22 protein-coding genes are annotated in these 26436 nt (G+C 64.2%); 7 read left to right on the plus strand and 15 right to left on the minus strand.

Annotation, left to right across the window (positions count from 1 at the left end; all coding sequences use genetic code 11):
* Positions 1-27: 27 nt before the first annotated feature.
* The 3 genes from AC1DSD_RS06090 to pdhA form a co-directional block, all read right to left on the minus strand.
* Positions 28-2370, minus strand: a complete 2343-nt coding sequence (locus tag AC1DSD_RS06090) for a PAS domain-containing sensor histidine kinase (protein WP_478029057.1) — start codon at positions 2368-2370, stop codon at positions 28-30.
* Positions 2371-2506: 136 nt separating this feature from the next.
* The gene (locus AC1DSD_RS06095) at positions 2507-3919 is read right to left on the minus strand and encodes a pyruvate dehydrogenase complex E1 component subunit beta (RefSeq protein WP_478029058.1); all 1413 of its coding nucleotides are present in this window, start codon (positions 3917-3919) and stop codon (positions 2507-2509) included.
* Position 3920: 1 nt separating this feature from the next.
* Positions 3921-4967, minus strand: coding sequence for a pyruvate dehydrogenase (acetyl-transferring) E1 component subunit alpha (pdhA, locus tag AC1DSD_RS06100; RefSeq protein WP_478029059.1), 1047 nt, complete (start codon positions 4965-4967; stop codon positions 3921-3923).
* Positions 4968-5133: 166 nt separating this feature from the next.
* On the opposite strand from pdhA, the gene AC1DSD_RS06105 reads away from it, so the two are divergent.
* From AC1DSD_RS06105 to AC1DSD_RS06125, 5 genes are all read left to right on the plus strand, one after another.
* On the plus strand, positions 5134-6522 hold the full coding sequence (locus AC1DSD_RS06105; RefSeq protein WP_478029060.1) for an MFS transporter: 1389 nt from the start codon (positions 5134-5136) through the stop codon (positions 6520-6522).
* Positions 6519-7439: a cysteine synthase A gene (gene cysK / locus AC1DSD_RS06110; protein ID WP_478029061.1), complete on the plus strand. Its 921-nt coding sequence runs from the start codon at positions 6519-6521 to the stop codon at positions 7437-7439. The genes AC1DSD_RS06105 and cysK overlap by 4 nt, the downstream gene beginning before the upstream one ends.
* 138 nt (positions 7440-7577) lie before the next feature.
* Positions 7578-8981, plus strand: a complete 1404-nt coding sequence (locus AC1DSD_RS06115; protein WP_478029062.1) for a cell wall hydrolase — start codon at positions 7578-7580, stop codon at positions 8979-8981.
* A 278-nt stretch (positions 8982-9259) separates the two neighbouring features.
* Positions 9260-10795 (plus strand): ArnT family glycosyltransferase, encoded by a 1536-nt coding sequence (locus tag AC1DSD_RS06120; protein WP_478029063.1) that lies wholly within the window; start codon positions 9260-9262, stop codon positions 10793-10795.
* 277 nt (positions 10796-11072) lie between these two features.
* Positions 11073-12470: a hypothetical protein gene (locus tag AC1DSD_RS06125; RefSeq protein WP_478029064.1), complete on the plus strand. Its 1398-nt coding sequence runs from the start codon at positions 11073-11075 to the stop codon at positions 12468-12470.
* Positions 12471-12489: 19 nt separating this feature from the next.
* Here AC1DSD_RS06125 and AC1DSD_RS06130 read toward each other — a convergent pair whose 3' ends face one another.
* From AC1DSD_RS06130 to hisI, 4 genes are all read right to left on the minus strand, one after another.
* Complete coding sequence (locus AC1DSD_RS06130) at positions 12490-14292, minus strand: acyl-CoA dehydrogenase C-terminal domain-containing protein (protein ID WP_478029065.1); 1803 nt, start codon at positions 14290-14292, stop codon at positions 12490-12492.
* Positions 14293-14294: 2 nt separating this feature from the next.
* Positions 14295-14723, minus strand: a complete 429-nt coding sequence (locus AC1DSD_RS06135; RefSeq protein WP_478029066.1) for a MerR family transcriptional regulator — start codon at positions 14721-14723, stop codon at positions 14295-14297.
* Positions 14724-14770: 47 nt separating this feature from the next.
* A complete protein-coding gene (locus tag AC1DSD_RS06140; RefSeq protein ID WP_478029067.1) occupies positions 14771-15265 on the minus strand; it encodes a hypothetical protein in 495 nt (164 codons plus the stop codon).
* 64 nt (positions 15266-15329) lie between these two features.
* Positions 15330-15692 carry a phosphoribosyl-AMP cyclohydrolase gene (gene hisI, locus AC1DSD_RS06145; protein ID WP_478029068.1) on the minus strand — a complete coding sequence of 121 codons (363 nt, stop codon included), beginning with the start codon at positions 15690-15692 and terminating at the stop codon, positions 15330-15332.
* A gap of 142 nt (positions 15693-15834) precedes the next feature.
* Here hisI and purF point away from each other — a divergent pair, with 142 nt between their 5' ends.
* On the plus strand, positions 15835-17292 hold the full coding sequence (purF, locus tag AC1DSD_RS06150) for an amidophosphoribosyltransferase (RefSeq protein WP_478029069.1): 1458 nt from the start codon (positions 15835-15837) through the stop codon (positions 17290-17292).
* A 5-nt stretch (positions 17293-17297) separates the two neighbouring features.
* A complete protein-coding gene (locus AC1DSD_RS06155; protein WP_478029070.1) occupies positions 17298-18005 on the plus strand; it encodes an SDR family NAD(P)-dependent oxidoreductase in 708 nt (235 codons plus the stop codon).
* Between the two features lie 13 nt (positions 18006-18018).
* Here AC1DSD_RS06155 and AC1DSD_RS06160 read toward each other — a convergent pair whose 3' ends face one another.
* From AC1DSD_RS06160 to AC1DSD_RS06195, 8 genes are all read right to left on the minus strand, one after another.
* Positions 18019-19011, minus strand: coding sequence for a DUF6976 family protein (locus tag AC1DSD_RS06160; RefSeq protein ID WP_478029071.1), 993 nt, complete (start codon positions 19009-19011; stop codon positions 18019-18021).
* A gap of 3 nt (positions 19012-19014) precedes the next feature.
* Entirely contained in the window at positions 19015-19317 is a 303-nt protein-coding gene (locus AC1DSD_RS06165; RefSeq protein ID WP_478029072.1) for a hypothetical protein, read from the minus strand.
* Complete coding sequence (locus AC1DSD_RS06170; RefSeq protein WP_478029073.1) at positions 19314-19436, minus strand: hypothetical protein; 123 nt, start codon at positions 19434-19436, stop codon at positions 19314-19316. The genes AC1DSD_RS06165 and AC1DSD_RS06170 overlap by 4 nt, the downstream gene beginning before the upstream one ends.
* Before the next feature lie 99 nt (positions 19437-19535).
* Positions 19536-20693 carry a serine hydrolase domain-containing protein gene (locus tag AC1DSD_RS06175; RefSeq protein WP_478029074.1) on the minus strand — a complete coding sequence of 386 codons (1158 nt, stop codon included), beginning with the start codon at positions 20691-20693 and terminating at the stop codon, positions 19536-19538.
* Positions 20693-21919, minus strand: a complete 1227-nt coding sequence (locus AC1DSD_RS06180; protein WP_478029075.1) for a class I SAM-dependent methyltransferase — start codon at positions 21917-21919, stop codon at positions 20693-20695. The genes AC1DSD_RS06175 and AC1DSD_RS06180 overlap by 1 nt, the downstream gene beginning before the upstream one ends.
* 50 nt (positions 21920-21969) lie before the next feature.
* Positions 21970-23343 (minus strand): cryptochrome/photolyase family protein, encoded by a 1374-nt coding sequence (locus AC1DSD_RS06185; protein ID WP_478029076.1) that lies wholly within the window; start codon positions 23341-23343, stop codon positions 21970-21972.
* Positions 23344-23516: 173 nt separating this feature from the next.
* Complete coding sequence (locus AC1DSD_RS06190; RefSeq protein WP_478029077.1) at positions 23517-24554, minus strand: 2-oxoacid:ferredoxin oxidoreductase subunit beta; 1038 nt, start codon at positions 24552-24554, stop codon at positions 23517-23519.
* Entirely contained in the window at positions 24551-26419 is a 1869-nt protein-coding gene (locus AC1DSD_RS06195) for a 2-oxoacid:acceptor oxidoreductase subunit alpha (RefSeq protein WP_478029078.1), read from the minus strand. Before AC1DSD_RS06195 ends, AC1DSD_RS06190 begins: the two co-directional genes overlap by 4 nt.
* Positions 26420-26436: the final 17 nt, after the last annotated feature.

Here is a 26436-nt window from a genome sequence, read left to right on the forward strand (position 1 = left end):
TTATGCGCATCGAAATCGCGACGCAAGCTATCGCGGCAGCTCGACGATCAGCACTGCCCCCGCGCCGGGTTCGGACAATAACTGGATCGTGCCGCCATGCGCCTCGGCGAATTGCCGCGCGATCGGCAGGCCGAGCCCAAGCGCGCGGTCGTCATCGCGCGCCTGGTGTCCGCCAAAGCGATCGAACGCATGCTCGATCGCGTCCGGCGTCATTCCCGGACCATCGTCCGACACAACGATCCGCGCCGTCCGCACGTCACCATCGGTGTGGAGCAGCACGCGTCCGCCCTCGCCAATCCCGCCCACCGCGTGGCGCAGTAGATGCTCGATCATCTGGCGCAACTTCTTGGCATCGCCCTTCACCATGCCGGTCGACGGCGCGACCTCGATGGCGAAATCGACTTTCTTGCGCTTGGCGCTCGGCGCGATTGTCTCCGCGGCGTTGTAGGCGGTGGTTTCCAGATCGACGCTGAGGCGTTCGATCTTGTTCTGATCGGCCTCGGTCAGATCGAGCACGTCGTCGACCAACGCCGCCAGCCGCGCGACCGATTCGAGGATCGCGTCGACATAGCCGTCGGCTTGTTTGGTAAGCTTGCCGGCATAGCCCTCGCCGAGCATTTCGGCGAAGCCCTGGATCGAGGTCAGCGGGGTGCGCAATTCATAGCTCATGTTCGCGACGAACGCGGTCTTGACCTGATCGGCCGCCTCCAGCGCCTCGTTGCGATCGCGCAGCGCCTGTTCGATGTGCCGGCTGTCGGAAATGTCGAGCATCGTGAATAGCGCGTTGCCGTCGGGGAGTGGCACGCCGGCGAATTCGAAATGGCGCCCGTCGGCGAACGCCACGCGGCCGCCGCGCTGTTGCCGGCCAACCGCCGCCGAACGCACGATCTCGGCAATCACGCTTGCCCGGCCTGGCTGCGCGAGCCGCGCGGCGCCCTTTTCGACCAGCGCGTCGATCCGGGGATGGCTGGTCAGGAACTCCTCGTCGAATTCCCACAGCTGGCGGAATTTGTTGTTCCAGATCTGCAACCGGCCGTCGCCCGCGAACACGCCCAGCGCCTCGAACAGATTATCGAACGTCGCGGTGCGGACGCGGAGCAAGGTATCGCGCGCGCTGGCAAGCTGGACCTGCTCGGTGCGATCCTCGAAAATCAGCAATAGCCCGCCGTCGGGCAACGGATTGCCGACCAGCCGCAGGTGCACCCCGCCAGGCAGCGTCCAGGTCTCTTCGATCGCGCCGGTCGCCGCCAGGAACCAGTCGCGGCGCTCCGCCTTCCAGCCGGGGAAATCGCGCACCTCGGGAAGCCGGTTCGCCTCGCGCATCCGTTCGAGCACGCGATCGAATTCGGGACGGTCGGCGAGCCATTCGCTGCGCATCGCGAACATACGCTGGAACGACTGGTTGCAGAAAGCGAGGCTGCGGTCCGCCGCGAATTGCGCGACGCCGGCGGACAGCCGATCGAGCATCGCGCGCTGGGCGTCGGAGAATCGCTTCATCCCGCCGCGCGCTTGCTCGAGATCCTCGATATCGATGGCGAACCCGGCGACACCGCCGGGGGGCGCCGGCAGCGGCACGTCATGGATGCGGAGCATGCGCCGCGCGCCGCCGATCGTCGCGGGCATCGATTGGACGTTGGGGCGATCGGTATCGCGAGCGACAAGCGCGCTCGCCAGTGGCCCGCCGATCCCCGACCCCTCGATCAATTCGACCTGGCGCGCCACGACATCCTTGGCGTCGCTCGCTTCGACCGCGCGGACATAGGCCGAATTGACCATCGCCAGCCGCATGTCGGGTCCGCGATACCACATCGGCAGCGGCGCGGCCTCGATCAGCCCGCGCAACGCGGCGAAGGCCTGGCCCCGGTCGGCGGCTTCGTCACGCAACTGCCCGATCTGCGCCTGGCTTTCGGTCGAATCGAAAAACCAGACGACCACGCCACCGGGCGACCCCACTTCGCGCGACGCACGCTGGCCGCGCACCGCGAGCATGCGGGTCGATCCTTGCGGGCGGATGGTCAGCGTGAATGGCTCGCCAGCCTTCTGCGCCGCGGTGACCGCATCGCCCAGCAGTACCGCGTCCTCGCTGGTCAGACCGGTGCCTGGCGACACCAATTCCGCCAGATATTTGGGCGGGGGCACCAGACCGAGCCAGTCGGCCAGCCGATCGGGCAATTCAAGCCGGCCATCGGCGCGCACTACCATCGCCAGTGCCGGGGCTGACGCCAATAGCGCGTTCAGCTTATCGTTGCCCGCCAGCGTCGCCGCGGCGGCGGCGCGGGCGCGCAATCCGGTGTACAGAATCCAGCACATCGCTACGATCGCCAGAGCGAGTGCCGCCCCGACAAGGCCGAGGGTCGTCGTCGACACCATCAGAAACGGCCCCCGATCATCACCAGTCAACTAATCCCGTTCGCGCTTCACCCATCGAGCGCCTGCATCTTCGTAGAGAGAGATGCAGGCATTCGACAAGCGGGACCCGAACGGGATCGGGCCGATCACAGCAATATCAGCGATAACAGACCTTCTTGACCGTCTCGACGACCTTGGCGGCCGAAATCAGCGCGAGCTTTTCCAGGTTCGCAGCATAAGGGAGCGGCACGTCCTCATTGGCCACGCGCAACACCGGGGCGTCGAGGTCGTCAAACCCTTCCTCCATCACGAACGCGGCGACTTCGGACGCGATCGAACAAGTCGGCCAGCCTTCCTCGACCACGACGATACGGTTGGTCTTGGCCAGGCTCTTGAGCACCGTCTTGCGGTCGAGCGGGCGCAGGGTGCGCAGATCGACCACTTCGGCCTCGATGCCTTCCTTGGCGAGCTCGTCGGCGGCTTCCAGGCTGATCCCGACGCCGATCGAATAGCTGACGATCGTCACATCCTTGCCCTCGCGCATGATCCGCGCCTTGCCGATCGGGAGGACCCAATCCTCGACCTGCGGCACCTCGAACGAGCGGCCGTAGAGCAATTCGTTCTCAAGGAAGACAACCGGATCCTCGCTGCGGATCGCCGCCTTGAGCAGGCCTTTGGCGTCCGCCGCATCGTAGGGAGCGATCACGATCAGGCCAGGGACGCTGGCGTACCAGGGACCATAATTCTGCGAATGCTGTGCGCCGACACGGCTCGCCGCACCGTTGGGGCCGCGGAACACGATCGGGCAGCGCATCTGGCCGCCCGACATGTAATTGGTCTTGGCCGCCGAATTGATGATGTGGTCGATCGCCTGCATCGCGAAGTTGAACGTCATGAACTCGACGATCGGACGCAGACCGCCCATCGCAGCACCAGTGCCGACACCGGCAAAGCCATATTCGGTGATCGGCGTGTCGATCACACGCTTCTCGCCGAACTCGTCGAGCAGGCCCTGGGTGACCTTGTACGCGCCCTGATATTGCGCGACTTCCTCGCCCATCACGAAGACGCGCTCGTCCTTGCGCATTTCCTCGGCCATCGCGTCGCGCAGCGCCTCGCGCAGCGTCAGCTTGACCATCTCGGTACCGGCGGGAACTTCGGGGTCGGCGACTTCGGCGTCGTGTTTGGCCGCTTCGAACATTTGACGCGCGCCGGTCTCGACGAGGTGAGGTTCGGGCGTGCCGCTCTCGGCCGCTTCCTGGGCGACCTCGGGGTCTACAACCTTTGCTGCGGGCGCGGGTGCAGGCGTCGCCTTCGACACTTCCTCCCCCTCTGCCGCCAGGGTCGCGATGACGGTGCCGACCTTCACATTGTCGGTACCCTCGGCAACCAGGATCTGCGCGATCGTACCTTCGTCGACCGCCTCGAACTCCATCGTCGCCTTGTCGGTCTCGATCTCGGCCATGATGTCGCCCGACTTGACCGTGTCGCCTTCCTTGACGAGCCACTTGGCGAGCGTGCCTTCTTCCATCGTCGGCGACAGCGCCGGCATCTTGATCTCGATCGCCATCTCAGTACGACTCCACCAGCACGTCGGTATAAAGCTCGCCCAGCGCGGGCTCCGGCGTCTGCTCGGCGAAGTCCGCCGCCTCGTTCACCTGCTTCCTGATCGCTGCCTCGGCGGCTTTCAGCTCGTCTTCCTTCACGCCCAGTTTCTCGAGCAATTGCTTGGCGTGCTCGATCGGGTCGGACTTGTCGCGGACCGCCTGGACTTCCTCGCGGCTGCGATATTTGGCCGGGTCCGACATCGAGTGGCCGCGATAGCGATAGGTCTTCATCTCGAGGATGAGCGGACCCTTGCCCGCGCGGACCCAGGCGAGCGCTTCCTCGGCTGCCCCGCGGCACGCCAGCACGTCCATGCCGTCGACCTGGATGCCGGGAATGCGGAAGCTCTCACCGCGGCGATAGAGCTGGTCCTCGGACGAAGCGCGGTTGACGCTGGTGCCCATGGCATATTGGTTGTTCTCGATCACGTAGATGATCGGGAGCTTCCACAGCTCGGCCATGTTGAACGATTCGTAGACCTGGCCCTGATTGGCCGCGCCATCGCCGAAATAAGCGAGGCAGACGCCGCCGTCGTTCGAATATTTGTGTTTGAAGGCAAGCCCGGTGCCCAACGACACCTGCGCGCCGACGATGCCGTGCCCGCCGTAGAACTTCTTCTCGGTCGAGAACATATGCATCGACCCGCCCTTGCCCTTCGAGATGCCGGCGGCACGGCCGGTCAGCTCGGCCATGATCAGCTTGGGGTCGATGCCATAAGCGAGCATGTGGCCGTGATCGCGATACCCCGTGATCACGCTGTCCTTTTCGCCATCGAGCGCCGACTGGAGCCCGACCGCGACCGCTTCCTGGCCAATATAGAGGTGGCAGAAGCCACCGATGAAACCCAGGCCGTAAAGCTGGCCCGCTTTTTCCTCGAAGCGGCGAATCAGCAGCATCTGCTTGTAGAGTTCGAGCAGTTCCTCCTTCGACGCCTGATAGGGCTGCGGCTCATCGGGCCGCGGACGGTTGGTAACTGGGGGCTCGCTTTTGGCGCGCGCTGGGGCTTTTGCCACGATGGGGAAACCTCGTTTCCTTGGGGGAGAAAGGGCGGCCTATAGGCCGGACCTGTTGCGGTTTTCAATCGTGCGCTGCGACAGGGCCGAAACGGAGATCAACTTCGCAACGGACAAGCAACGCGATGGTTGCGGAATGCGGGCGGCACCGCCTAAGGCGAGCCAGATGTTCCCCGCCGACCATCCGTTCCGTATCGCCAATTTTCGCGCCTATTGGCTGTCGCGTTTTGCTGGCACCGTCGCGCTTTCCGCCATGTCGATCATCATCGGCTGGCAAGTCTATAGTCTCGCGCGGGACGTTCATCACCTCAGCATCAAGGAAGCAACTTTCCTGCTCGGCATGATCGGGGTGGCGCAGTTCGTGCCGCTGTTCCTGCTGACGCCGATCGTCGGGTTGGTCGCGGATACATTCGACCGCCGCTGGATCGTGCGGTTCACCACCGCGCTGCTGGTGGCGACGACGGTGATGCTCGGCACCCTCACCTGGCTGCACGCGCTGAGCCTGCCGATGCTGTTCCTCGCCGCCGTGATGATCGGCTTGGCGCGCGCCTTTTCGGGTCCGGCCTATTCCGCGCTCGCCCCGAACCTGGTCCCGCGCGAGGTGCTGCCGACGGCGATCGCGGTCAGTTCGATCGCCTGGCAGGTCGGCGTGATCATCGGCCCCAGCCTGGGCGGCTTCCTTTACGCGATCCATCCCGATGCGGCCTACGGCACGTCGACCGCGCTCTTCCTCATCGCGCTGGGGATGATTTTCCTGATCGGCAAGGTGCCTCAGCCGCAGGCGCAGGCCGATCATCGCCCGCTCCATCGCATTGTCGAGGGGTTCCGCTATGTCCGCAACAACCGCCTGGTGCTGGCAGCGATCACTCTTGACCTGTTCGCCGTCCTGCTCGCAGGTTCGACTGCGTTGCTGCCTGTGTTCGCGCGCGATATTCTGCATGTTGGGGCACAAGGCTTGGGCCTGCTGGCAGCGGGCATGGGAATAGGTGCCACGACCACCGCCTTGTTCTTCTCGTTCCGCCCGATGAAGTCGAATGTCGGCATCAAAATGTTGATCGCAGTCATCGTGTTCGGCGCCGGTATTCTGACCTTCGGTCTCGCGCACACGATCACCGACGTGTTGGGAATCACCGACCTTACCGTCACACTGCCCAAGGCAGTTGCGAAAACCCTGCATCTCGCCTCCAGCCGCGTGGACGTAGCGCCGGCCTTTTGGCTGAGCCTGATCGCGCTGATCGTCGCGGGTTGCGCCGACATGGTGTCGGTCTATGTCCGCTCGTCGTTGATCCAGCTGCACACGCCCGACGCCATGCGTGGCCGCGTCTCCGCGGTGTCGCAGCTGACGATTTCGGCGTCGAACGAGCTAGGCGAGGCCGAAAGCGGCCTGCTCGGCTCGATTTTGGGGCCGGTCGGCGCAGTCGTGTTCGGCGGTGTCGGCGCGATTGTCATCACGTTGCTCTGGGCACGGCTATACCCCGAACTTCGGCTTGCAAAGTCTTTCGACCCGCCCGACATCCTAGAAACTGCCCCCGAACACGGAGTGATCCAGCCATGAAGGCCAACACCATCCTGGAAACGATCGGCAACACCCCGCACATCCGCGTCCAGCGGCTGTTTCCAGACAGCGAGGTGTGGATCAAGTCCGAGCGCTCCAACCCCGGCGGCTCGATCAAGGATCGTATCGCGCTGAGCATGGTCGAGGCGGCCGAGCGCGACGGCAAGCTCAAGCCCGGCGGCACGATCATCGAGCCGACCAGCGGCAATACCGGTGTCGGCCTGGCAATGGTCGCCGCGGTCAAAGGCTACAAGATCGTCCTGGTGATGCCCGAATCGATGTCGATCGAGCGCCGCCGCCTGATGCTCGCTTATGGCGCGACCTTCGACCTCACGCCGCGCGAGAAAGGCATGAAGGGCGCGATCGAGCGCGCGCTCGAACTGATTGAGCAGACGCCCAATTCCTGGATGCCGCAACAGTTCGAAAATCCTGCGAACATCGACGTGCATGTGCAGACGACCGCACAGGAAATCCTCGCTGATTTCGCCGATTCTCCAATCGACGTGCTGATCACCGGCGTCGGCACGGGCGGACATATCACTGGCGTCGCGGAGACACTCAAGAAGAGCTGGCCGAACCTCAAAGTCTATGCGGTCGAGCCCGACGCCTCGCCGGTCATTTCGGGCGGCCAGCCAGGTCCGCACCCGATCCAGGGCATCGGCGCGGGCTTCATTCCGGCCAATCTCCACACTCAGGCACTCGACGGCGTGATCAAGGTCGACGCCGGGGTCGCCAAGGACATGGCGCGTCGCGCGGCGCGGGAGGAAGGCATGCTGATCGGGATCAGCTCGGGCGCGACGCTCGCAGCGATTCTGCAAAAACTCCCCGACCTTCCTGCCGGCACGCGCGTGCTTGGATTCAATTACGATACCGGCGAACGCTATCTGTCAGTGCCCGACTTCCTGCCCGAAAGCTGAGCAGTCCGGCATAGGAAAGACCCGTTTCGAGGGAACAAATCCGGCCTTCGGGGTTTTGGCAGCGGACGCTTTGCGCTAAGGGCTTGCGCGCGCGCGATATCGCGCAGGTGCGTGCGCGCCTCCTCCACAGGTAGAAATTTGATCGACTCGCCGACCCGCTCCCCCTCGCTCGCGCTGTGCCTGATCCTGGGTGTGGTGGCGATCCTGCTGGTCGCGGTTCCTGTCGCGATCATCACGTTGATGCCCCACGTGCGCCCGGTTCCGAAAGGCGTGACTGTCCTGCCGCAGCGTGTCGTCCCCCCGACCGAATTGCCACCGGTCGAGCCCGTCCAGTTCCAGTCGGTCGATCCCAATGACGCCAAGGCCTTCAACGCCAACGTCCCCTTCTCGACCCTGCCCAATCCCGCCGCCCGTCCGTTCATCTTTTCGGGCTCGACCGATGCGCGGCTGCGCGCGATCGACTGTCTGGCCGTTGCCCAACTCTACGAAGCGGGCGACGATACCGACGGTGAGCGAGCGGTGGCACAGGTCGTGCTCAACCGCGTCCGCCATCCGGCCTTCCCCAAATCGGTGTGCGGCGTGGTGTTCCAGGGGTCGGACCGCAGCACCGGGTGTCAGTTCAGTTTTTCGTGCGACGGTGCGCTGACGCGCTGGCGGCCCAGCCCTACAGCCTGGAAGCGCGCGCGTGACGTGGCGATCGCGGCCTTGAACGGCTCGGTCGACGCCAAGGTCGGCTACGCGACGCATTACCACACTGACTGGGTGGTGCCCTATTGGAGCGCGAGCCTCGACAAGATCGCGGCAGTAAAGACGCATCTGTTCTTCCGCTGGACCGGTTGGTGGGGAACGCCCGCCGCCTTCCTCAAGAGGGTTTCGGGATCCGAGCCGAACATCGCCGCTCTTGGCGGCTTGTCGAGCGCGCATATCGGCGAGGTCGACGTCGCCAACGTTAGTCCCGCCGAGATCAACGGCGCCCCGACCGTAGGCGAAGCTGCCGGCTCGCCCTTGTCGATCGATCCCAACAGCTTCCTCGTCACGCTCGATGCCCGCACCGGTGCGGATTCGTTCCCAACGGTGGCGACCAAGGCGTGCGGCGCGCGCGATTATTGCAAGTTGATGGCCTGGACCGACAAGGCGCACACCCCGGCCAATTTGCCGCTTGGCCAGGCGCAGATCGCGACGATGTCGTTCAGCTATCTGCGCGACAAGGCGCATGGCTATGAAAAAGCGCTGTGGAACTGCGCGCAATTCAAGCGCGCGTCCAAGGGCGAATGCATGAAGCTCCAGGTGCTCGGCCTGCCCCAGACGACGACGCCAGCGCCGGGCACGCGCCCCCTCACCCCGCCTCCGGTGACCGGCACAACACCGGGCAAGCCTGGCGCGGCGCCGTCGACCATGACCTTCTCGGTGAAACCGACCGCGGCGACCGTGCCTGACGGGCTCAATGGGGTGCGCCGCAAACCGGCCGATGCCGCTCCCGCGCCCAAGGCCGCCGCCACGCCGGCACCGCGCCCAACCGCATCGCTTCCCGAGCGGCCCTAACCGTCATCCACTCGCGAACAGCGCCGGCCATTGCGCCGCGCGTCGGGATCTCCTCGCGCAGCAATGGGTGAGCACGGCTGAAACCGTCCGAACCGTTCGATTTGCGCGGGCCCTGACGGCTCCGCACCTGGAACCTCGGGCGTTTTCCAGTCATTTCATCGCGAGAATGATGTTGGACGCGATCTGCAACGTCATTCCTTTTGGGGCGTCATGAACGACGCGGCGATGGAGCAGGCATCGCCGTGGGCGCGAGTTGCTTATGTCAGGGCCCATTGGGAATGCATGATCTAACGTCGAACATCGGGTCGTTGCGCGTGCGGCACGTACGAGCCGATCGAAGCCACACGGCCCTGTTCATCGCTTTCTCCGTCGTCCTCGCCCAATTGTCGTTATTCTATCATCCGGCGGGGTTCGCCGGCGGTCCGAGCGACGATCAGCAATATCTCGACATAGCGCTGGGCTGGTATGCGCACGGCCCACAGATCGGCACGTCGCATTGGGCTTTGCGCCACCCGTTGATCCTGTCGATCACCGCCATCTTCCACCTGTTCGGCCCGTCGATCGACTCGCTGCTGCTGGTGCCGCGCCTGTTCTACGCCTTGTTCGTCGGCGTGACGGTGGCGACGATTCTGCGGCTGGGCGGGCGTCGCGCAGCAGCGCTCTGGCTGGTGCTGGTCATCCTGTCGCCCGTGATCCACGCAATGGCTACCAGCTGCTTTCCCGAAATGCTCGAACTCGCGTTCAGCGCAACGTCGATCTGGGCGTTCCTCAATGCCCGGCGCTCGAGCGGTGGCGCCGGCATAGGTTGGTCGCTGTTCTCAGGCCTGATGCTCGGCTGCGCAGTGCTGACGCGAGAGACGGCGGCCTTTGTGCTGCTTTTCTACGGCTGGGCATTCCTGCGGGATCCGGCAATGCCGCGCAGGGCCTATCTCTTGCTCGGCCTCGGCTTCGCTTTGCCGCTGTTGGTGGACAATGGCTGGTTATGGGCGATGACTGGCGACCCGCTCTATCGCCTGCACGTCGACAAGCATCACGTCCTCATCGCCAGCGATCATATGATCGGCAAAACCTATGCCGGCAGCCCCTTCCTCAATCCCGATCTGGCCAGCCGGTGGATCCCGGCGGGGCCGACGCGCCTGCATTGGGCGATCAATCCGCTGGGCGATTTCCTGATCGATCCGGCGTTCGGCTTCGTCATCCTGGGATGGGCGCTGAGCGCGCTGCCATTCTTCCGCGATCGCACGATTCCCCGGCCGAGAATATCGACGCTGTTGCTGCTGCTGTTCGCGGTCGCCAGCTATATGACCGTCACCTGGGTGTTCACGCTCAGACCACAGCCACGTTATTATCTGTTCGTCGTCGCCGCCGCGACGATCGGCTTCGCACTCTATCTCGACGCGGCGCTGGCGATCCCCAGGCTGAAGCGGCGCGTATCGATATTACTCGGCCTAGTGCTGCTGGGTGGTAGCATCACCATTGCCGTCGCGCCCGACCAAGGCTGGCAAGCGAAGCTGGTCGTGCCCTATATGGCGGCGCATCCCGGGCAATATAGCGCGGAGGATCACGTCGTCGGGCGGGCATCCTATCCGCTCGCACGGCTGGGCATGGCAGGCAAATTGACCACGGCCGAGCCGGCGGTGGGAGACTATCGTTTCCGCCTGATCAGCAGCGCGATGTTCAACGGCTCGGCACCATTCCCGCACGATCCCGATTATCGAGAGATCACCTATCTCGACCGCCCCTCGCCAGGGCTGCTGTTGCTGGTGCGCCCGCATTTCCGCACCGGTATCCTGGTCGAGCAGCGGATACGTTAGAGAGAATTACCCTCTCCCGCTTGCGGGAGTGGGAGGGGCCCGCCGCGAAGCGGGGGGGGGTGAGGGTCTTCTTACTTCTTCTTGGTTTTTAGCCGTGCGGAAGAAGAAAGAAGACCCTCACCCAACCTCTCCCGCAAGCGGGAGAGGAGCTTGGAAGCAATGCAGCCATCGCTGGACAAGTCGCGTCGATCATGCTGCCATTGGGCGCGTCTCCCGCCCGCCACCTAACATGGACACCTTCGTGCAGACGAAATTCGATCGGCGATCCTTTATCGCAATGACAGGAATGTTAGCGCTCCCTGCCCGGGCGTGGGCCGAGCCGCTATCGACGATCACCATCGGCGCGCCCGGAACCGGCGGCGTAACGGTTCCGGAAGATTTCCTGGGCCTGAGCTACGAGACGCCGCAACTCTACAACCACGCGTTCTTCTCACCTCACAATCAGCAGCTGATCGAGGCGTTTCGCGGGATCGCGCCGCATGGCGTGCTGCGCTTCGGCGGATCGCTCAGCGCCTATAGCCGATGGCGGCGGCCAGGCGCGGATTTCGGGAGCGTGAAAGAGGAAAGCGCGATCGCCACGCAACGCAATTGGGAGTGGAAGCTGCTCGATCCGCCGCTGACACACCCCATCGCCGGCGCGATCACGCCCGAGGCGTTGCGGTCGCTGCGCGGCTTTCTCGATGCGACCGGTTGGCGGTGCATCTACGGCCTAAATTTCGGCTCCGGCACGATCGCGCGCGCCGTCGACGAAGCCGACTATGTCCATCGCATTCTCGGCCCGCGCTTGTTATGTTTCCAGCTCGGCAACGAGGCTGATTTCTGGGCCGGCAACCCGCTCCTGCGCGGCAAGGATTATTCCTTCGACCTTTACTGGGACGAGTATCGATCCTTTGTCCGGGCGGTCCGTGCACGGGTTCCGAAGGCACCATTCGCCGGCCCCGACGTGGCGATCAATCTCGATTGGCTGGCGCGGTTCGCCGAGCGTGCGCGTGGCGATGCGCTGTTCTGCAGCGGCCATTATTACGGCATGGGTCCGGCATCGGATCCGCGGATGGACGCTCGAAAGCTGCTCGCGAACGGCAATGAGAAGCTGGCGCAGGAGATGGCCGCGGTGGAGGAGATCGCGACGCGGACAGGAATGCGGTTCCGCATGACCGAGGGCAATTCGTGTTTCGGCGGCGGCAAAGCAGGCGTCAGCGACGCCTTCGCCTCGGCATTGTGGGGATTCGATTACGCGCTACAGACCGCGAGCGCGGGCTATCTCGGCATCAATCTGCATGGTGGCGGCGAAGGTTTCTATACACCGATCGCGTCGAGCCCCGCCGGCCAAGTGCTGCGCCCATTACATTACGGCATGGCGTCGTTCGCGCTGTTCCTCGGCACTCGCCTCAGAGTGTGCCCGATCGCCGAAACGCTAAATGCGACTTCCTATCTAGCCGACAACGGCCGGACGCGGCTGCTGGCGATCATCAACAAGTCCGGCACACCGCTGACGATCCGGCTCGCGGACAGGCTCGGTCTCTCGACCCCGCCGAGCTCCGGACACCTGCTGTCGGCGCCTGCACTCGACGACAAGGTGCATATTCGGATCGAGCCGATCGTGCCGAACAGTGCGTTCCTGCCGACGGTCCCACCCTATTCGGCGCTGACGCTGCGATGGGACCGAACCGCCTGACGCGTCGCAGAGCGGCCAGTCAAGCCGCGGCGAACATCTCCGGCGGCAAAGCCATCAGTGCTTCGGCCCCGCTTTCGATCTTGCGGCGCAGCGCGCCGGCATCGGGCATGATGCGCTCGGCGTAATAGCGTGCAGTGGTCAGCTTCGCGTCGAGGAACGCGGCATCGCCTTCGCCCGCCGCCTTGAGCTTCGCCGCGGCGGCGGCCATCCGCAGCCACATCAGCCCGACCGCGACGATGCCCATCAAGTGCATATAGCTGTGCGCGCCGGCGCCGACATTGTTGGGATTGGTCATGCCGTTCTGCAGGAACCACATCGTCGCAGCCTGGAGTTCGCCATTGGCCTTTTCCAGCCGCGCGGCGAAATCGGCGGTCGCCGGATCGCCCTTCGCCGCCGCGACTTCCTCGCCGACCACCTTGAACAGCGTCTGCACCGCGCGACCGCCATTGGCAGCGAGCTTGCGGCCGACCAGATCCATCGCCTGCACGCCGTTGGTGCCTTCGTAGATCATCGAAATGCGGGCATCGCGGACGTACTGCTCCATGCCCCATTCGCGTATATAGCCGTGGCCGCCATAGACCTGCTGGGCATTGGTCGCGATGTCATAGCCCTTGTCGGTGCCATAGCCTTTGATCACCGGGGTCAGCAGCCCGACCAGATCGGCGGCGAGCAGCCGTTCCTCCTCGCTCGACGCGGCATGTTCGAGGTCGACCTGGAGCGCGCCCCACAAACAGAGCGCGCGCAATCCCTCGGTCAGCGCCTTGGCGTCCATCAGCATGCGGCGAACGTCGGGATGGACGAACAACGGATCGGCCTTTTCGCCGGGCTCGGCCGGACCGGTCAGAGCGCGGCCCTGGCGACGGTCGTGCGCGTATTGGACGGCGTTCTGATAGGCTGTCTCTGCGACGGCAAGGCCCTGCAACCCAACGCCGAGCCGGGCGGCGTTCATCATGATGAACATCGCCGCTAGGCCCTTCATCTCGTCGCCGACCAGCCAGCCCTTAGCGCCGTCATAATTCATCACGCAGGTCGAATTGCCGTGAATGCCCATCTTGTGTTCGATCGATCCGCAGCTCACCGCGTTGCGCTCGCCGAGCGAGCCATCCTCGTTGACGAAGATCTTCGGCACGACGAACAGCGAAATGCCCTTCGAACTGTCGGGCGCGCCCGGCGTCTTGGCCAGCACCAGATGGATGATGTTGCTGGTCAGGTCGTGCTCGCCACCCGAAATGAAGATCTTTGTCCCGGTGATCGCATAGGATCCGTCGGCCTGCGGTTCCGCCTTGGTCCGGATCAGCCCGAGGTCGGTACCGCATTGCGGCTCGGTCAGGTTCATCGTGGCGCCCCACTCTCCCGACACCATCTTGGGCAGATATTTCTGCTGCTGTTCGGGGCTTCCCTTCGTCAGGAGGGCAGCGATCGCGCCGTGGGTCAGGCCGGGATACATGGCGAACGCCATGTTCGACGAGATCATGAATTCCTGGAAAGCGGTCGACACGACATGCGGCATTTCCTGCCCGCCAAACGCCGCCGGCGCGCTGAGCGTGCCCCAGCCCGATTCGACGAACTGTTGATAGGCTTCCTTGAACCCCTTGGGCGTCGTCACGCTGCCGTCGTCGTGGCGCGTGCAACCCTCCAGGTCACCCGATTGGTTGAGCGGGAACAGCACTTCGGCGACGAACCGACCGCCTTCTTCGAGCACCGCGTCGACCGTTTCCGGCGTCGCATTCTCAAACCCGGGCAGGTTGGCATAACGCTCGATCCCGAGCACGTGATCGAGCACGAAGCGCGTATCGCGCACCGGGGGCGTGTATTGCGGCATGGTCAGTCCTTCTGGTGATCGGCGCGCGAGCCTTGCTCGAGCAATGCGATGAAATCGTTGAGTTCGGCGATGGCGGCGTCGATGTCGCGCTTTTGCTGGTGGAGCAGGCCAACACGGTCCCTGCAGCGGTCGATCGTGCGCTCGCGCTGAGTGCGGCGGCCGTCGCCGACATCGTACAGATCGATCAGTTCGCGGATCTCGGTCAGCGAAAAGCCGACCCGCTTGCCGCGCAGGATCCAGGCCAGCCGGGCGCGGTCGCGATGCGAATAGATGCGCTGGGTGCCGCGCCGTTCGGGCGAGATCAGCCCTTCATCCTCATAGAAACGCAGCGCGCGAGCGGTGACGCCGAATTCGGCGGACAGATCGGAAATGGTAAAGCTGTGCCGGTCGTGGAGCGGCTCGATCGGGGCATAAGAAGGGACCCAGGGCATGACCCTTTTTACGCTCGCTTGACGTTAACGTCAAAGGGGTCGTGCGGTCATTTGCCGGGCGCGCAGAGCATTCTGCCCCTGCCATCGCGTAGGGCGCCCGCCTCGGATGGCGAATCGCTCATCCGTACGACGGTGAGGCCCGTCAGCGAGGCGCGGGAGGAGCACGCTTTCTGGCAGGCATCGGGCAAGCGGCCGGGGAAGAGGATGCGATCGCCCTCGAACCTCGCGTCGAAATTGCAGCCGGGAGCATTGGCGAGGTCGACGTGCAACGTCTCGCCGGCCCGGGTCGCCTCGCCCTGCCCGCTGCAATAATAAGTGTCGCCATAATCGACATAGATGCCGATGCGGAACGTGGTCGCGCTCGGTACCACGCAGATGCGGTCACGATCGCGCGTGTAGAGGCCGGTGGGATCGGCATTGGCAGGATCGGCGATGATCCCGGCCTCGATCGCGGCGGCTTCGAGGCTGGTCGGGGTTGCGGTTGCCTGTGGAGCAGGCTGGCTGCCGTGGCAGGCTGCGAGGGCTAGCAGGGCCAAGATCATTCCGCGGTGGCGAGTTATCACGCCGGGGAGGCATGAGCGAAAAGAAGCTCGTTCCGGCCTCACCTCAGTCAACCCGTTCCAGCCCAGTCTTCGTAACCCGCCGATAAAAGCACGACCGCTCGCCGGTATGACAAGCGGGCCCCGCAGGATCGACGATCAGCCACACCGCATCCTGATCGCAGTCGATCCGGACGTCGCGCACCCGCATCACGTTCCCCGACGTCGCGCCCTTGCGCCACAATTCGCCGCGGCTGCGCGACCAGAACACCGCTTCGCCACTCTCGATCGTTGCCGCCAGCGCCTCCGCGTTCATATGCGCCAGCATCAGCACCTCGCCCGAATCGCCATTGGTGACCACGGCGGTGATCAGCCCATCGGCACCCCATTTCGGATCGAGCGTCAGCCCGGTTTCGCGCGAGTCGGTCATGCCCCTCCCCTAGCGCGGCGCCGCGATCCGACAAAATCGGCACAAGGCGTATGACAAATACGCGACAAACCCGGCAGGCGTCACTATATGCCCGAGCGCCACAGCAGCACGGATCCTAGGGTCCGCACTGAGTACGGACACCATGCTGACCACGAATCCTTTCGACGACGACAAGCTCCGCGAGGAGTGCGGCATTTTCGGCGTGTCCGATGCGGACGGCGCGGCCGCGCTCGTCGCGCTCGGCCTCCACGCGCTCCAGCATCGCGGGCAGGAAGCTGCCGGCATCACTAGCTGGGACGGCAAGCATTTCCATAGCCACCGTGCGATGGGCCATGTCGCGGGCAATTTCGACAAGGACGAGATCATGGGCGGGCTGCGCGGGCAGACCGCCTGCGGCCATGTCCGCTATTCGACCACCGGCGAAACCTCGCTCAGGAACGTCCAGCCGCTTTATGCCGAGCTTGCCACCGGCGGGTTCGCGGTTGCGCATAATGGCAACATTTCCAACGCTTTCCGGCTGCGCAACGATCTCGTCCAGCGCGGCGCGATCTTCCAGTCGACCAGCGATACCGAAGTCATCATCCACCTGGTCGCGACCAGCTCGTATCGCGATCCGCTCGACAAGTTCGTCGACGCGTTGCGCCGGGTCGAGGGCGCCTATTCGCTGATCGTGCTGACCCCGACCGGGATGATGGCGTGCCGCGATCCGCTTGGCATCCGTCCGCTCGTGATGGGCAAATTGGGCGAGTCGATCATCTTCGCGTCCGAAACCGTCGCACTCGACGTGGTCGGGGCGGAATTCGTCCGCTCGGTCGATCCGGGCGAGCTGATCATCATCGAGGACGGCAAACTGCGCTCGCTGCGCCCGTTCGGCCAGACCGCGCCACGGCCGTGCATCTTCGAATGGGTCTATTTCTCTCGCCCCGATTCGATCGCCGGCGACCAGTCGGTCTATTCGGTCAGGAAGGCGATCGGCGCGCAGCTGGCGATCGAATCGCCGGTTGAGGCCGATCTGGTCATCCCCGTGCCCGATTCGGGCGTGCCCGCGGCGATCGGCTATGCCCAGCAATCGGGCATCCCGTTCGAGCTCGGCATCATCCGCTCGCATTATGTCGGTCGCACCTTCATCCAGCCGGGCGCCGAAGTCCGCCGCCTCGGCGTGAAGCTCAAGCACAACGCCAATCGCGCGCTGATCAAGGACAAGTCAGTCATCCTGGTCGACGATTCGATCGTCCGCGGCACCACCAGCCTGAAGATCGTCGAGATGATGCGTGAGGCCGGCGCGCGCGAAGTGCATATGCGCATCGCCTCGCCGCCGACCACGCATTCGTGCTTCTACGGCGTCGACACGCCCGAGCGCGAGAAATTGCTCGCATCGCGCTATTCGGTCCCCGGCATGACCGACTTCATCCATGCCGACAGCCTGGCGTTCGTGTCGATCGACGGCCTGTACAAGGCGCTGGGCGAAGCCGGACGTAACGGCCCCGCCCCTAAATATTGCGACGCCTGTTTCACCGGCGATTATCCGACCGTGCTGACCGATTACAGCGACGCCCATATGGACGAGCAACTCGCTCTTCACCCCGAAGCCGCGGAATAAGCGTCATGACCAAGAGATTAGAGGGCCAGCTCGCGCTGGTGACCGGCGCGAGCCGTGGGATCGGCGCCGCCACCGCCACGGCACTCGCCGCAGAAGGCGCCCACGTGATCCTGACCGCGCGGACCGCCGGCGCTCTGGAACAGGTCGAGGAAGCTATCCACGCCGCCGGCGGGACCGCGACGATCGCGCCGCTCGATCTGATCGAGACCGACAGCATCGCCCGGCTGGCGAGCGCTGTGGCGGAACGCTGGGGAACGCTCGACATTCTCGTCCTCAACGCCGCGACATTGGGCTCACTATCGGCGGTTCAGGCGATCGACGCCAAGGAATTCGCCAAGGTGATGACGCTCAATGTCAGCGCGCAACAGGCGCTGATCGCCGCGTTCGATGCGGCGCTGCGCAAATCGGCGCGCGCGCGCGTGGTCGGAATCACATCGAAGGTGGGCCGCCAGCCCCGTGCCTTCTGGGGCGCGTACGGCGCGTCCAAGGCGGCATTCGAGACGCTGGTCCAGGCCTATGGCGAGGAGGTCGAGGGAATCAGCGCCATTCGCGTCGCCCTGCTCGACCCCGGCGCTACCCGCACCGCGATGCGCGAGCGGGCCTATCCCGGTGAAGATCCGGCCAGCGTCAAGCCGCCCGAAATGGTGGCGGACAAGATCGTCGAGCTGATCGCGAGTGATGTCGCGTCGGGGCATTTCGAGCACATTGCCTGACGGCGCATCCCGTTCAGGCGGCTGGCGCGGGGCGGACCGACAAGCGCGAGAGCGTCTGGTTGAGCAGGATATAGGCGAACTCGCCGAACGTGACCGGACCGACGAAACTGCCGGTCGGGCGGCCTTCCAGCCCGGCATAGCGGTAATTCAGGATGCAATTGCACGATAGCATGTCCGCGGCGCTGCCTTCCCTCGTGGCGTCGGCATAGGCCGCATCATAATCCTCCACGGACCGTGCCAGGCGATAGATCGTGCCCGGCATGACCGGCGCATAGAAGCGGACGCTGCCACTTTTCGCATCGACCGTCTGGAAGGAAACATTGATCATCGCGCCGGCATAATCGGCGACGAGCGGCAAGGTGGTGTCTATGCCGCGTTCGACGATGTAGCGCGCGAGGTTGGTCGGAACGCCGCCGATCAGGCAATCGGTCACATCGAAACCGCCTTGCGGGAAGGTGATGCTTTCGCCTTCACCGGGAGCGAATAAATTGACGATGTCGAGATCGACCTCGGAGGTTTCCGGCAATGCTACCCACAAAGCGGCCAGTCCATCGACCGACGCCGCGCCGGTCGCGCCGTCGAACACCATCGGCACATCCTGACCGAGGCGGTCGAGATGAACACCCGCGACCCAACCGAATACGGGCTGATTGTACAATCCCTGCAAGGACGGCCCATCCATGGCGTAGCGCTGCAGTGTCGTACTGAATGCCGGCGTGACGATGCAGGTAAAACCGTGCGCGAAGCGGTGCTCCGTCAACCCGGACAAGCCGTCGGGCGGCAGGATGGCCATTCGCGCATTCACGGCATCGTCAAAGATGGTGCAGAACAGCCGATCTTCCCGCGATGCGCCTCCTTCGGGCGTCATGAAATAGGATGTGGTCCCGCCGACCCAGTTGCCGCGCGGGAGCGATCGTAGCAGGCACTCGGGGCCCGATACGAACAGAATGGCGCGAGACGCGATGAGCGCGACCGTGTCTTCTACCGAAAGAAAGGCGTTCTTCATCGTTCAGAATCCCGTGATCGCAGTGAGGTCGCGGTGTGCGAACTTGTTGTCGGCGAAAAAGCGCCGAAGCTCTTGGACGGCCCTTGGCAGAACGGCCGGGTTGTTCGCGACGTCGATGCGGAGGCGTGTGATGATCAGGCGCGTGGCAAGCGTCTTGATATTCGGATTGAGTTCGCCGGTGAGCAATCGGGCCCAAAGCTCATGGTCGACAGACGACAAGGGGCCGCCATTGTGCATCGGCCTGTCCAGCCGATCCGCCTGAGAGCGATCGCCGCGCGTTCCGTAACTGCTTGGATAGCCGGTCATGCCGAATCCGCTTCCTCCAGCCACGCCTCGGCGCTCGGCAAATCGCCAAACCAGCGGACGTTGGGCATGGTTGGAACCACGTGGCGCGGATCGACATCGATGGAGTGACTGGCAGCCATCGCCCAGGACTGCGCCGACGGCCTTTAAAACCGCCTGTTAACCGACCCCCGTAATCCTACCAGGGTCGCCAAAACGCCTCGTTTTGACTTCACGACGAACTAGCCTGCCGCCGCCTCGATCTTCTTCCAAAACGCAGCACGCGCCGCCGACAATTTCTCACCGGTAGCGGTCGGCCACGATCCCGACATGACGACGACCAGCTTCTTCGCCGGATCGACCAGGATGCTCTGTCCAAAAATGCCGATCGCGGCGAAACGGCCGCCGGGCAATGTCCACCATTGATAGCCATAGCCGAAACCACCTTCGTCCTTGGGGATCGGCACCTGGTTACTCGTCGCATGCGCGAACCAGTCGTCGGGGACGACGCCCTTGCCGCCCGACAGCGCGAACATTCCCATCCGGGCATAGTCGCGCAAGCTCACCGACAGGCAGCACCCGCTGACCTCGCTACCGGCCGGGTTGGTCATCCAGAAGGCGTCGCGCTCCATTCCCCATGGCTTCCAGACCTTTTCGGTCAGATATTCCGCCAGGCTCTTCTTGGTGGCGCGCTCGACCAGCACGCCGATCAAATTGGTTTCGCCGGTCTTGTAGACCCATTTGGAGCCCGGCGAGCTCTCGCGCGGCAGCTTCTTCATGTACCAGATTGTGGGGTCCTGCCCCGCCGGCACCGCATCGGAGAACATCCGCGCCACGTCGGACTTGGGGTCGGTATAATCCTCGTTCCATTTCACGCCCGAGGTCATGGTCAGCAGCTGACGCACCGTCACGCCGTCATAGCCACCGCCGGCCAGGTCGGGAATGTATCTCGTGACCGGGTCGTCGATCGACTTGATATAACCGTCGCGGATCGCCGCACCGACCAGGGTCGAAGTGAACGACTTGGCGACCGAGAAGCTCGTCCAGCGTCCCTGGGGACCAAATCCGAGGCCATAGCGTTCGAGCCGGACCTTGCCGTCCTGCACGACAATCAGCCCAGAGATATTCAAATCGGCCATGCCTGCTTTGACGTCCGCCTCCGCGATTGGCAGCGACTTGCCGTTGGGAAGCGGACGGACCTTGGTACCGGCCTTGACCACGTGGCCGGGAAAGATCTTCTCCATCTCGCGGAAATTCTGGTCGCGCTGCTGCTGGCTCCAGAACAGCACCGCGGCACCGACCTGGCGGAGTTTCGCATTATTGTCGGGAGTGACGATGACCGATTGCGCCGACGCCACCCCCGCCAGTGCGAACGCAGCAAACAGACCGAATCCTCTCATCACCCCTCCTTGATCAATGTCACCTGCGCTACATCAATCCCACCGCCGCGGAACCCTCCCTCACAGTACATCAGATAAAAACGCCACAAGCTGATGAAATGCTTATCGAACCTGTCCGGCAATTTGCCCGCCGCGACGACCGCATCAAACGCTTCACGCCAGCGCTTCAAGGTCTCGGCATAATCCAGCCGAAACGCATGGCGGTCGCGCCATGCCAGCCCGAGCTTCTCCGCCACGGCGCGAAACCGGCTCTCCGACAGCAACATCCCGCCTGGGAAGATGTAGCGCTGGATGAAATCGACGTTGCGCGCATAGCCTTCGTACATCGCATCGTCGATCGCGATATACTGGATCGCGGCCCGACCACCGGTCTTCAACGCACGCGCGATCGCGGCGAGATAGTCGGGCCAATATTCCTCGCCGACCGCCTCGACCATCTCGATGCTCGCAACCCCGTCGAACGTGCCGCTGACGTCGCGATAGTCGATCAGTTCGATCTCGACCCCGTCGAGTTTCTGCTGCGCCATCCGCGCCTCGGCATAGGTTTTCTGCTCGGTTGACAGCGTGATGCCGTGGACGCCGATACCCGCTTTCGCCGCGGTCTCGGCGAACGATCCCCAGCCGCACCCGATCTCAAGGATGCGGTCGCCGGGATTGGTCGCGGTGCGATCGAGAATCGCCTTGAGCTTGACGTGTTGTGCGTCCTCGAGGCTTTGGCCAGGCGCGTCGAACATCGCGCTCGAATAGGTCATCGTCGGGTCGAGCCACAATTCGTAGAACTCGTTGCCCAGATCGTAATGCTCGTGGATGTTGCGCCGCGCGCCGGCGCGATCGTTGCGATGCGCCTTATGCCACAACCGGCGGAGCAGCCGCGACAGACCGTGCGCGCGCCCTGTGCCGGCAAGGCCATGGCGATTGAGCGAAAAGACCTCGAATAGCGCCACCGGGTCGGGGCTTTCCCATTCGCCGGCCGCCCAGGCCTCGTACCAGCCCGACGACCCGCCGGTCACCAGCCGCCACAGCGCCCGCCAGCTCGTGAGGATGACGACCGCCTCGGGCCCCGGCCTGCGGCCGCCAAGTCGCGTGGGCGCCCCGCCTTCGGGCAGCGAAACGGTGATCGCGCCCTGATCGAGGCACTTGTCGATATGCGCCAGCAAGGGCCGTCCGATCAAAGAGAACGGTTCCCTGCGGCTGCGCTGCCCCCGGTCAATTGTCGGCGCATCCATAGGCTATCTCAAAGCACGTCATGCGCGGTTCGCCAAGCGATTCGGGCAGATCATCGCACCTTTTTTCCCGCCGCCAGGGCCCGATCGCGCGCCTCGCGATGACCGATCAGCTTTAGGGGATAGCCGTTGGGGCGGCAGCCCGCCGCCTCGGGATCGTGGATCGCAGGATCGGGGATGCCGGTCAATTCGGGCACCCATTGGCGGATATAGGCACCCGCGTCGAACTTCTCCGATTGTACGAGCGGCGCCATGATCCGGCCCCACATATTGGCGTCGATTCCGGTGCCGGCGACCCATTGCCAATTGACCGAATTGTTGCCGTAATCGGCGTCGACCAGCGTGTCCCAGAACCAGCGCTCGCCCTCCCGCCAGTCGACCAGCAGATGTTTGATCAGGAATGAGGCCGCGATCATCCGCACGCGATTGTGCATCCACCCAGTTGCCCAAAGCTGACGCGTCCCGGCATCGACGATCGGATAGCCGGTTTCGCCGCGCTGCCATGCCCGCAGGTCCTCCTTGGCCGCCCTTCCCGAGCGCCAGGGAAGGTCATCGAACCGCTCACGCCCGTTCCTGGCACCGTAATCGGGCAATTGCAGGATCACGTTCTGGGCATAATCGCGCCAGGCAAGCTCGCTGAGGAAGACCTGGGTCGACCCACCCTTCCCTGCCATACGATGCCAGACATAGCCCGGCGACACCTCACCGAAATGCAGGTACGGCGACAGCCGCGAACTGCCCTCAATCGACGGCAGGTTGCGCGTGTCGCCATAGCGCGCGACGTCATCGGCGAAATCGTCGACCCGATCGTGCGCGCCAGCCTCGCCCGGTGTCCATTCCTTCGCAAAACCCGTTGCCCAATCGGGCTTGGTCGGCAGCAAATCCCGGTCGGCCAGCGCCTCGCTTGCCGGCCAGGAAGCAGGCGCCGGAATCTCATGCGGTCGGGGCAGCGGATGTGGTGGCGGCATGACGTCACGCAATGCGCGCCAGAACGGCGTGTAGATCTTGTAAGGCGCGCCGCTCCCGCTCGTGATCGATCCGGGCGGCGCGAGATAATTGCCGTCGTGGCAGACGAGATCGAGCCGCTTCGCCACCGCGCGCTCGGCGTTGCGCCACCATGGCTCGTAATGGCGAATAGCATGGACGGTGCCGGCGCCGACTTCTTGCGCGACCTTGGCCAGCTCCTCATCGCATTTCCCGCGCCGCAGGATCAGTCGCGACCCCTTCTCGCGCAACGCTTCGTCAAGCGACTTCAAACTGTGATGCAGCCACCAGCGCGAGGCCGCGCCCATCCTGCGATGCTTGGGGGTTTCATCATCGAGCACATAGACGGGGATGACCGGCCCATCGCGCACCGCAGCTAACAGCGCTGGCTGATCTGTGAGCCTGAGGTCCCGGCGAAACCAAAGGATCGTTGGCGTGGTCACCGCAGCCAAGTCAGGATGTGGTTGTTCACGCGGAGGCGCGGAGGCGCGAAGTGCGTTTTACGGCGTAGCATGATCCAACAACGCCATCGTTCCAGCCGTGCCGAAGTAACCAGCTAGGAGCGCGCGACCGCACCCCTTCTTCGCGCCTCCGCACTTCCGCGCGAATCAACAAATCACTCCGGTCGCGGCTCTTTCTCGACCTGCCAGGTTTGCCCCTGGCTGAGCAGCTTCTGCAGGTCAGGCTTCTTGCCCTCGCTCGCTTGCTTGTTCTGCGCGATCACCGCGCTGTCGAAGGTCGGGGCGGGATCGTCGTAGAGCACGCCAAGCGCCATCGGGAACGGGCCGAACGGCATCTCGACCAACATGTGAGCCAGGCCGCGATTGGTCTGATCATGGACCGCGACATGCGCGCCTTGCCAGTCGCCATCGACGACATCGACCACCTTGAGCACCAGCCGGTCGATATCCATGGTCAGGCCCTTGGTCCCGCCCGCGAACAGTAGCGGCTGGCCGTGCTCGACCCACAATTGGTTGCCCGAGGCGTTAGCCTTTTCGGTGAACGACGCGAACACGTCGTCATTGTAGACGATGCAATTCTGGAAGATTTCGACGAATGCCGCGCCCTGATGCGCATAAGCCGCCTTGAACACCGACGGCAGGTTCTTGTGCACGTCGATCCCGCGTGCAACGAACCGCGCGCCCGATCCCAGCGCGAAGGCGCACGGCTGCGCCGGGCGGTCGACCGAGCCGAACGGCGTCGAGGGGCTGCGCGTCCCGACTCGGCTGGTCGGCGAATATTGGCCCTTGGTCAGGCCGTAGATCTCGTTGTTGAACAGCAGCACCTGGCAATTCAGGTTACGGCGCAGCAAGTGCATCGTGTGGTTGCCGCCGATCGACAGCGCATCACCGTCGCCGGTGATGATCCACACGTCGAGCTCGGGATTGGCGAGCTTGACCCCTGTCGCCACCGCCGGCGCACGGCCGTGGATCGTGTGGAAGCCATAGGTTTCCATGTAATAGGGAAAACGCGACGAGCAGCCGATGCCACTGACGAACACGGTGTTTTCGGGCCGCGCGCCGATTTCCGGCATGGTCCGCTGCACGGCTTTGAGGATCGCATAGTCGCCGCAGCCTGGGCACCAGCGCACTTCCTGGTCGGTTTCCCAGTCTTTGGGCGAGCTCTTCACCACTGGGGGCGTCATGTCGTTCATGCGAGAATTCCTTCGATCGCCGCCTCGATCTCCGCGATACGGAAGGGCTGGCCCGACACTTTGTTGAGCGGCTTGGCATCGACCAGATACTGGTCGCGCAGCACCGTCTTGAGCTGGCCGGTGTTCATCTCTGGTACGAGGATCTTTTCGTAACCCTTGAGCAACGCACCAAGATTTGCTGGCATCGGCCAGATGTGGCGCAGATGAATGTGGCTGACGTCGAGCCCCTTGCGGCGCGCGCGCCTCACCGCCTGGTGGATCGGGCCAAAGGTCGATCCCCAGCCGACCACGACCAGCTTGCCGCCCGGATTGCCCAGCTCGATCGCCTGGTCGGGGATTTTAATCCCGTCGACCTTGGCCTTGCGGATGTCGGTCATCGCCTGGTGGTTGGCGGGGCCGTAATCGATATTGCCGGTGCCCTGCTGCTTCTCGATCCCGCCGATGCGGTGGAGCAAGCCCGGCGTGCCCGGCTTGACCCAGGGACGCGCGAGCTTTTCGTCGCGGGCATAGGCCTGGAACCCGCCCTCCGGCACCGTATCGAGATATTCGACCGGGAACGGCGCATAGTCGCTGACCTCGGGCACTTTCCACGGCTCGGCGGCATTGGCGATATAGCCGTCGGTCAGCACCATCACCGGCGTCATATATTGCGTGGCGATCCGCACCGCCTCGATCGCGACCTCGAACGCGTCCGACGGGCTGCGCGCGGCGATCACCGGCATCGGCGCGTCGCCATTGCGGCCATAGACCGCCTGATAGAGGTCCGATTGCTCGGTTTTGGTCGGCAGTCCGGTCGAGGGTCCGCCGCGCTGAGAATTGATGATCACCAGCGGCAGCTCGGTCATGATCGCAAGCCCCATCGCCTCTCCCTTGAGCGCGATGCCCGGCCCCGACGAGGAAGTGACACCAAGCTGGCCGGCATAAGACGCGCCGATCGCGCTGGCGATCGCGGCGATCTCATCCTCGGCCTGGAAGGTGGTGATGCCGAACTCCTTGAGCCGACTGAGATGGTGCAGGATCGCCGAGGCGGGCGTGATCGGATAGCCGCCGAAGAACATCGGAATGTTGGCGAGCTGCGCACCCGCGACCAGGCCCATCGAAATCGCCTCCGCACCTGTCACGGTGCGGTACAGGCCCGGTTCGGCTGGGGCTGCGGGGACATGATGCTGCTTGAGCGGACCCGAAATCTCCGCGGTCTCGCCGTAAGCATGCCCCGCGTTGAGCGCGGCGATATTGGCTTCCGCCAGTGCCGGAGCCTTGGCGAACTTGTTCTTGAGCCAATCGACCAGCGGCTGGCGGTCGCGGTCGAACATCCAGAGCGCGAGGCCCAGGGTCCACATGTTCTTGCAGCGCAAAGCTTCCTTGTTGCCCAGCCCGAACGGTTTCACCGCCGCCACTGTCAGCGCGGAAATGTCGAAGGCCAGCACTTGCCATTTGGCGAGGCTGCCATCCTCGATCGGGTTGGACTCGTACTTCGCCTTGGCGAGGTTGCGCTCGGTGAATTCGCCGGTGTCAGCTATGATCAGCCCGCCGGTCTTGAGCTCGTTGACATTGGTCTTGAGCGCCGCCGGGTTCATCGCGACCAGCACGTCGAGCGCGTCGCCCGCGGTCTCGATCGAGGTCGACCCGAAATTGATCTGGAACGCCGACACGCCGAACAGCGTGCCCAAGGGCGCGCGGATCTCAGCCGGGAAATCGGGAAAAGTCGACAGATCGTTGCCGGCCAGCGCGGTCGACAGCGTGAACTGTCCCCCGGTCAGCTGCATGCCGTCGCCGGAATCCCCGGCGAAACGGACAACGATCGATTCTGCTTGTGGGTGGGCCGACGCCTCGGTGGGCGTCACTTCGTGGACGGCGGTCGCCATGTCAGCACTAAATCCTG

The sequence above is a fragment of the Sphingomonas sp. P4_D12 genome, from assembly GCF_056401895.1.

Excerpts from the sequence above, each read along its gene's own strand:
- AC1DSD_RS06090 (WP_478029057.1), bottom strand. The coding sequence starts at position 2,370 with ATGGTGTCGACGACGACCCTCGGCCTTGTCGGGGCGGCACTCGCTCTG.
- AC1DSD_RS06095 (WP_478029058.1), bottom strand. The coding sequence starts at position 3,919 with ATGGCGATCGAGATCAAGATGCCGGCGCTGTCGCCGACGATGGAAGAA.
- AC1DSD_RS06105 (WP_478029060.1), top strand. The coding sequence starts at position 5,134 with ATGTTCCCCGCCGACCATCCGTTCCGTATCGCCAATTTTCGCGCCTAT.
- cysK (WP_478029061.1), top strand. The coding sequence starts at position 6,519 with ATGAAGGCCAACACCATCCTGGAAACGATCGGCAACACCCCGCACATC.
- AC1DSD_RS06120 (WP_478029063.1), top strand. The coding sequence starts at position 9,260 with ATGCATGATCTAACGTCGAACATCGGGTCGTTGCGCGTGCGGCACGTA.
- AC1DSD_RS06125 (WP_478029064.1), top strand. The coding sequence starts at position 11,073 with ATGACAGGAATGTTAGCGCTCCCTGCCCGGGCGTGGGCCGAGCCGCTA.
- AC1DSD_RS06130 (WP_478029065.1), bottom strand. The coding sequence starts at position 14,292 with ATGCCGCAATACACGCCCCCGGTGCGCGATACGCGCTTCGTGCTCGAT.
- AC1DSD_RS06135 (WP_478029066.1), bottom strand. The coding sequence starts at position 14,723 with ATGCCCTGGGTCCCTTCTTATGCCCCGATCGAGCCGCTCCACGACCGG.
- AC1DSD_RS06140 (WP_478029067.1), bottom strand. The coding sequence starts at position 15,265 with ATGATCTTGGCCCTGCTAGCCCTCGCAGCCTGCCACGGCAGCCAGCCT.
- hisI (WP_478029068.1), bottom strand. The coding sequence starts at position 15,692 with ATGACCGACTCGCGCGAAACCGGGCTGACGCTCGATCCGAAATGGGGT.
- purF (WP_478029069.1), top strand. The coding sequence starts at position 15,835 with ATGCTGACCACGAATCCTTTCGACGACGACAAGCTCCGCGAGGAGTGC.
- AC1DSD_RS06155 (WP_478029070.1), top strand. The coding sequence starts at position 17,298 with ATGACCAAGAGATTAGAGGGCCAGCTCGCGCTGGTGACCGGCGCGAGC.
- AC1DSD_RS06160 (WP_478029071.1), bottom strand. The coding sequence starts at position 19,011 with ATGAAGAACGCCTTTCTTTCGGTAGAAGACACGGTCGCGCTCATCGCG.
- AC1DSD_RS06165 (WP_478029072.1), bottom strand. The coding sequence starts at position 19,317 with ATGACCGGCTATCCAAGCAGTTACGGAACGCGCGGCGATCGCTCTCAG.
- AC1DSD_RS06170 (WP_478029073.1), bottom strand. The coding sequence starts at position 19,436 with ATGGCTGCCAGTCACTCCATCGATGTCGATCCGCGCCACGTGGTTCCA.
- AC1DSD_RS06175 (WP_478029074.1), bottom strand. The coding sequence starts at position 20,693 with ATGAGAGGATTCGGTCTGTTTGCTGCGTTCGCACTGGCGGGGGTGGCG.
- AC1DSD_RS06180 (WP_478029075.1), bottom strand. The coding sequence starts at position 21,919 with ATGGATGCGCCGACAATTGACCGGGGGCAGCGCAGCCGCAGGGAACCG.
- AC1DSD_RS06190 (WP_478029077.1), bottom strand. The coding sequence starts at position 24,554 with ATGAACGACATGACGCCCCCAGTGGTGAAGAGCTCGCCCAAAGACTGG.
- AC1DSD_RS06195 (WP_478029078.1), bottom strand. The coding sequence starts at position 26,419 with ATGGCGACCGCCGTCCACGAAGTGACGCCCACCGAGGCGTCGGCCCAC.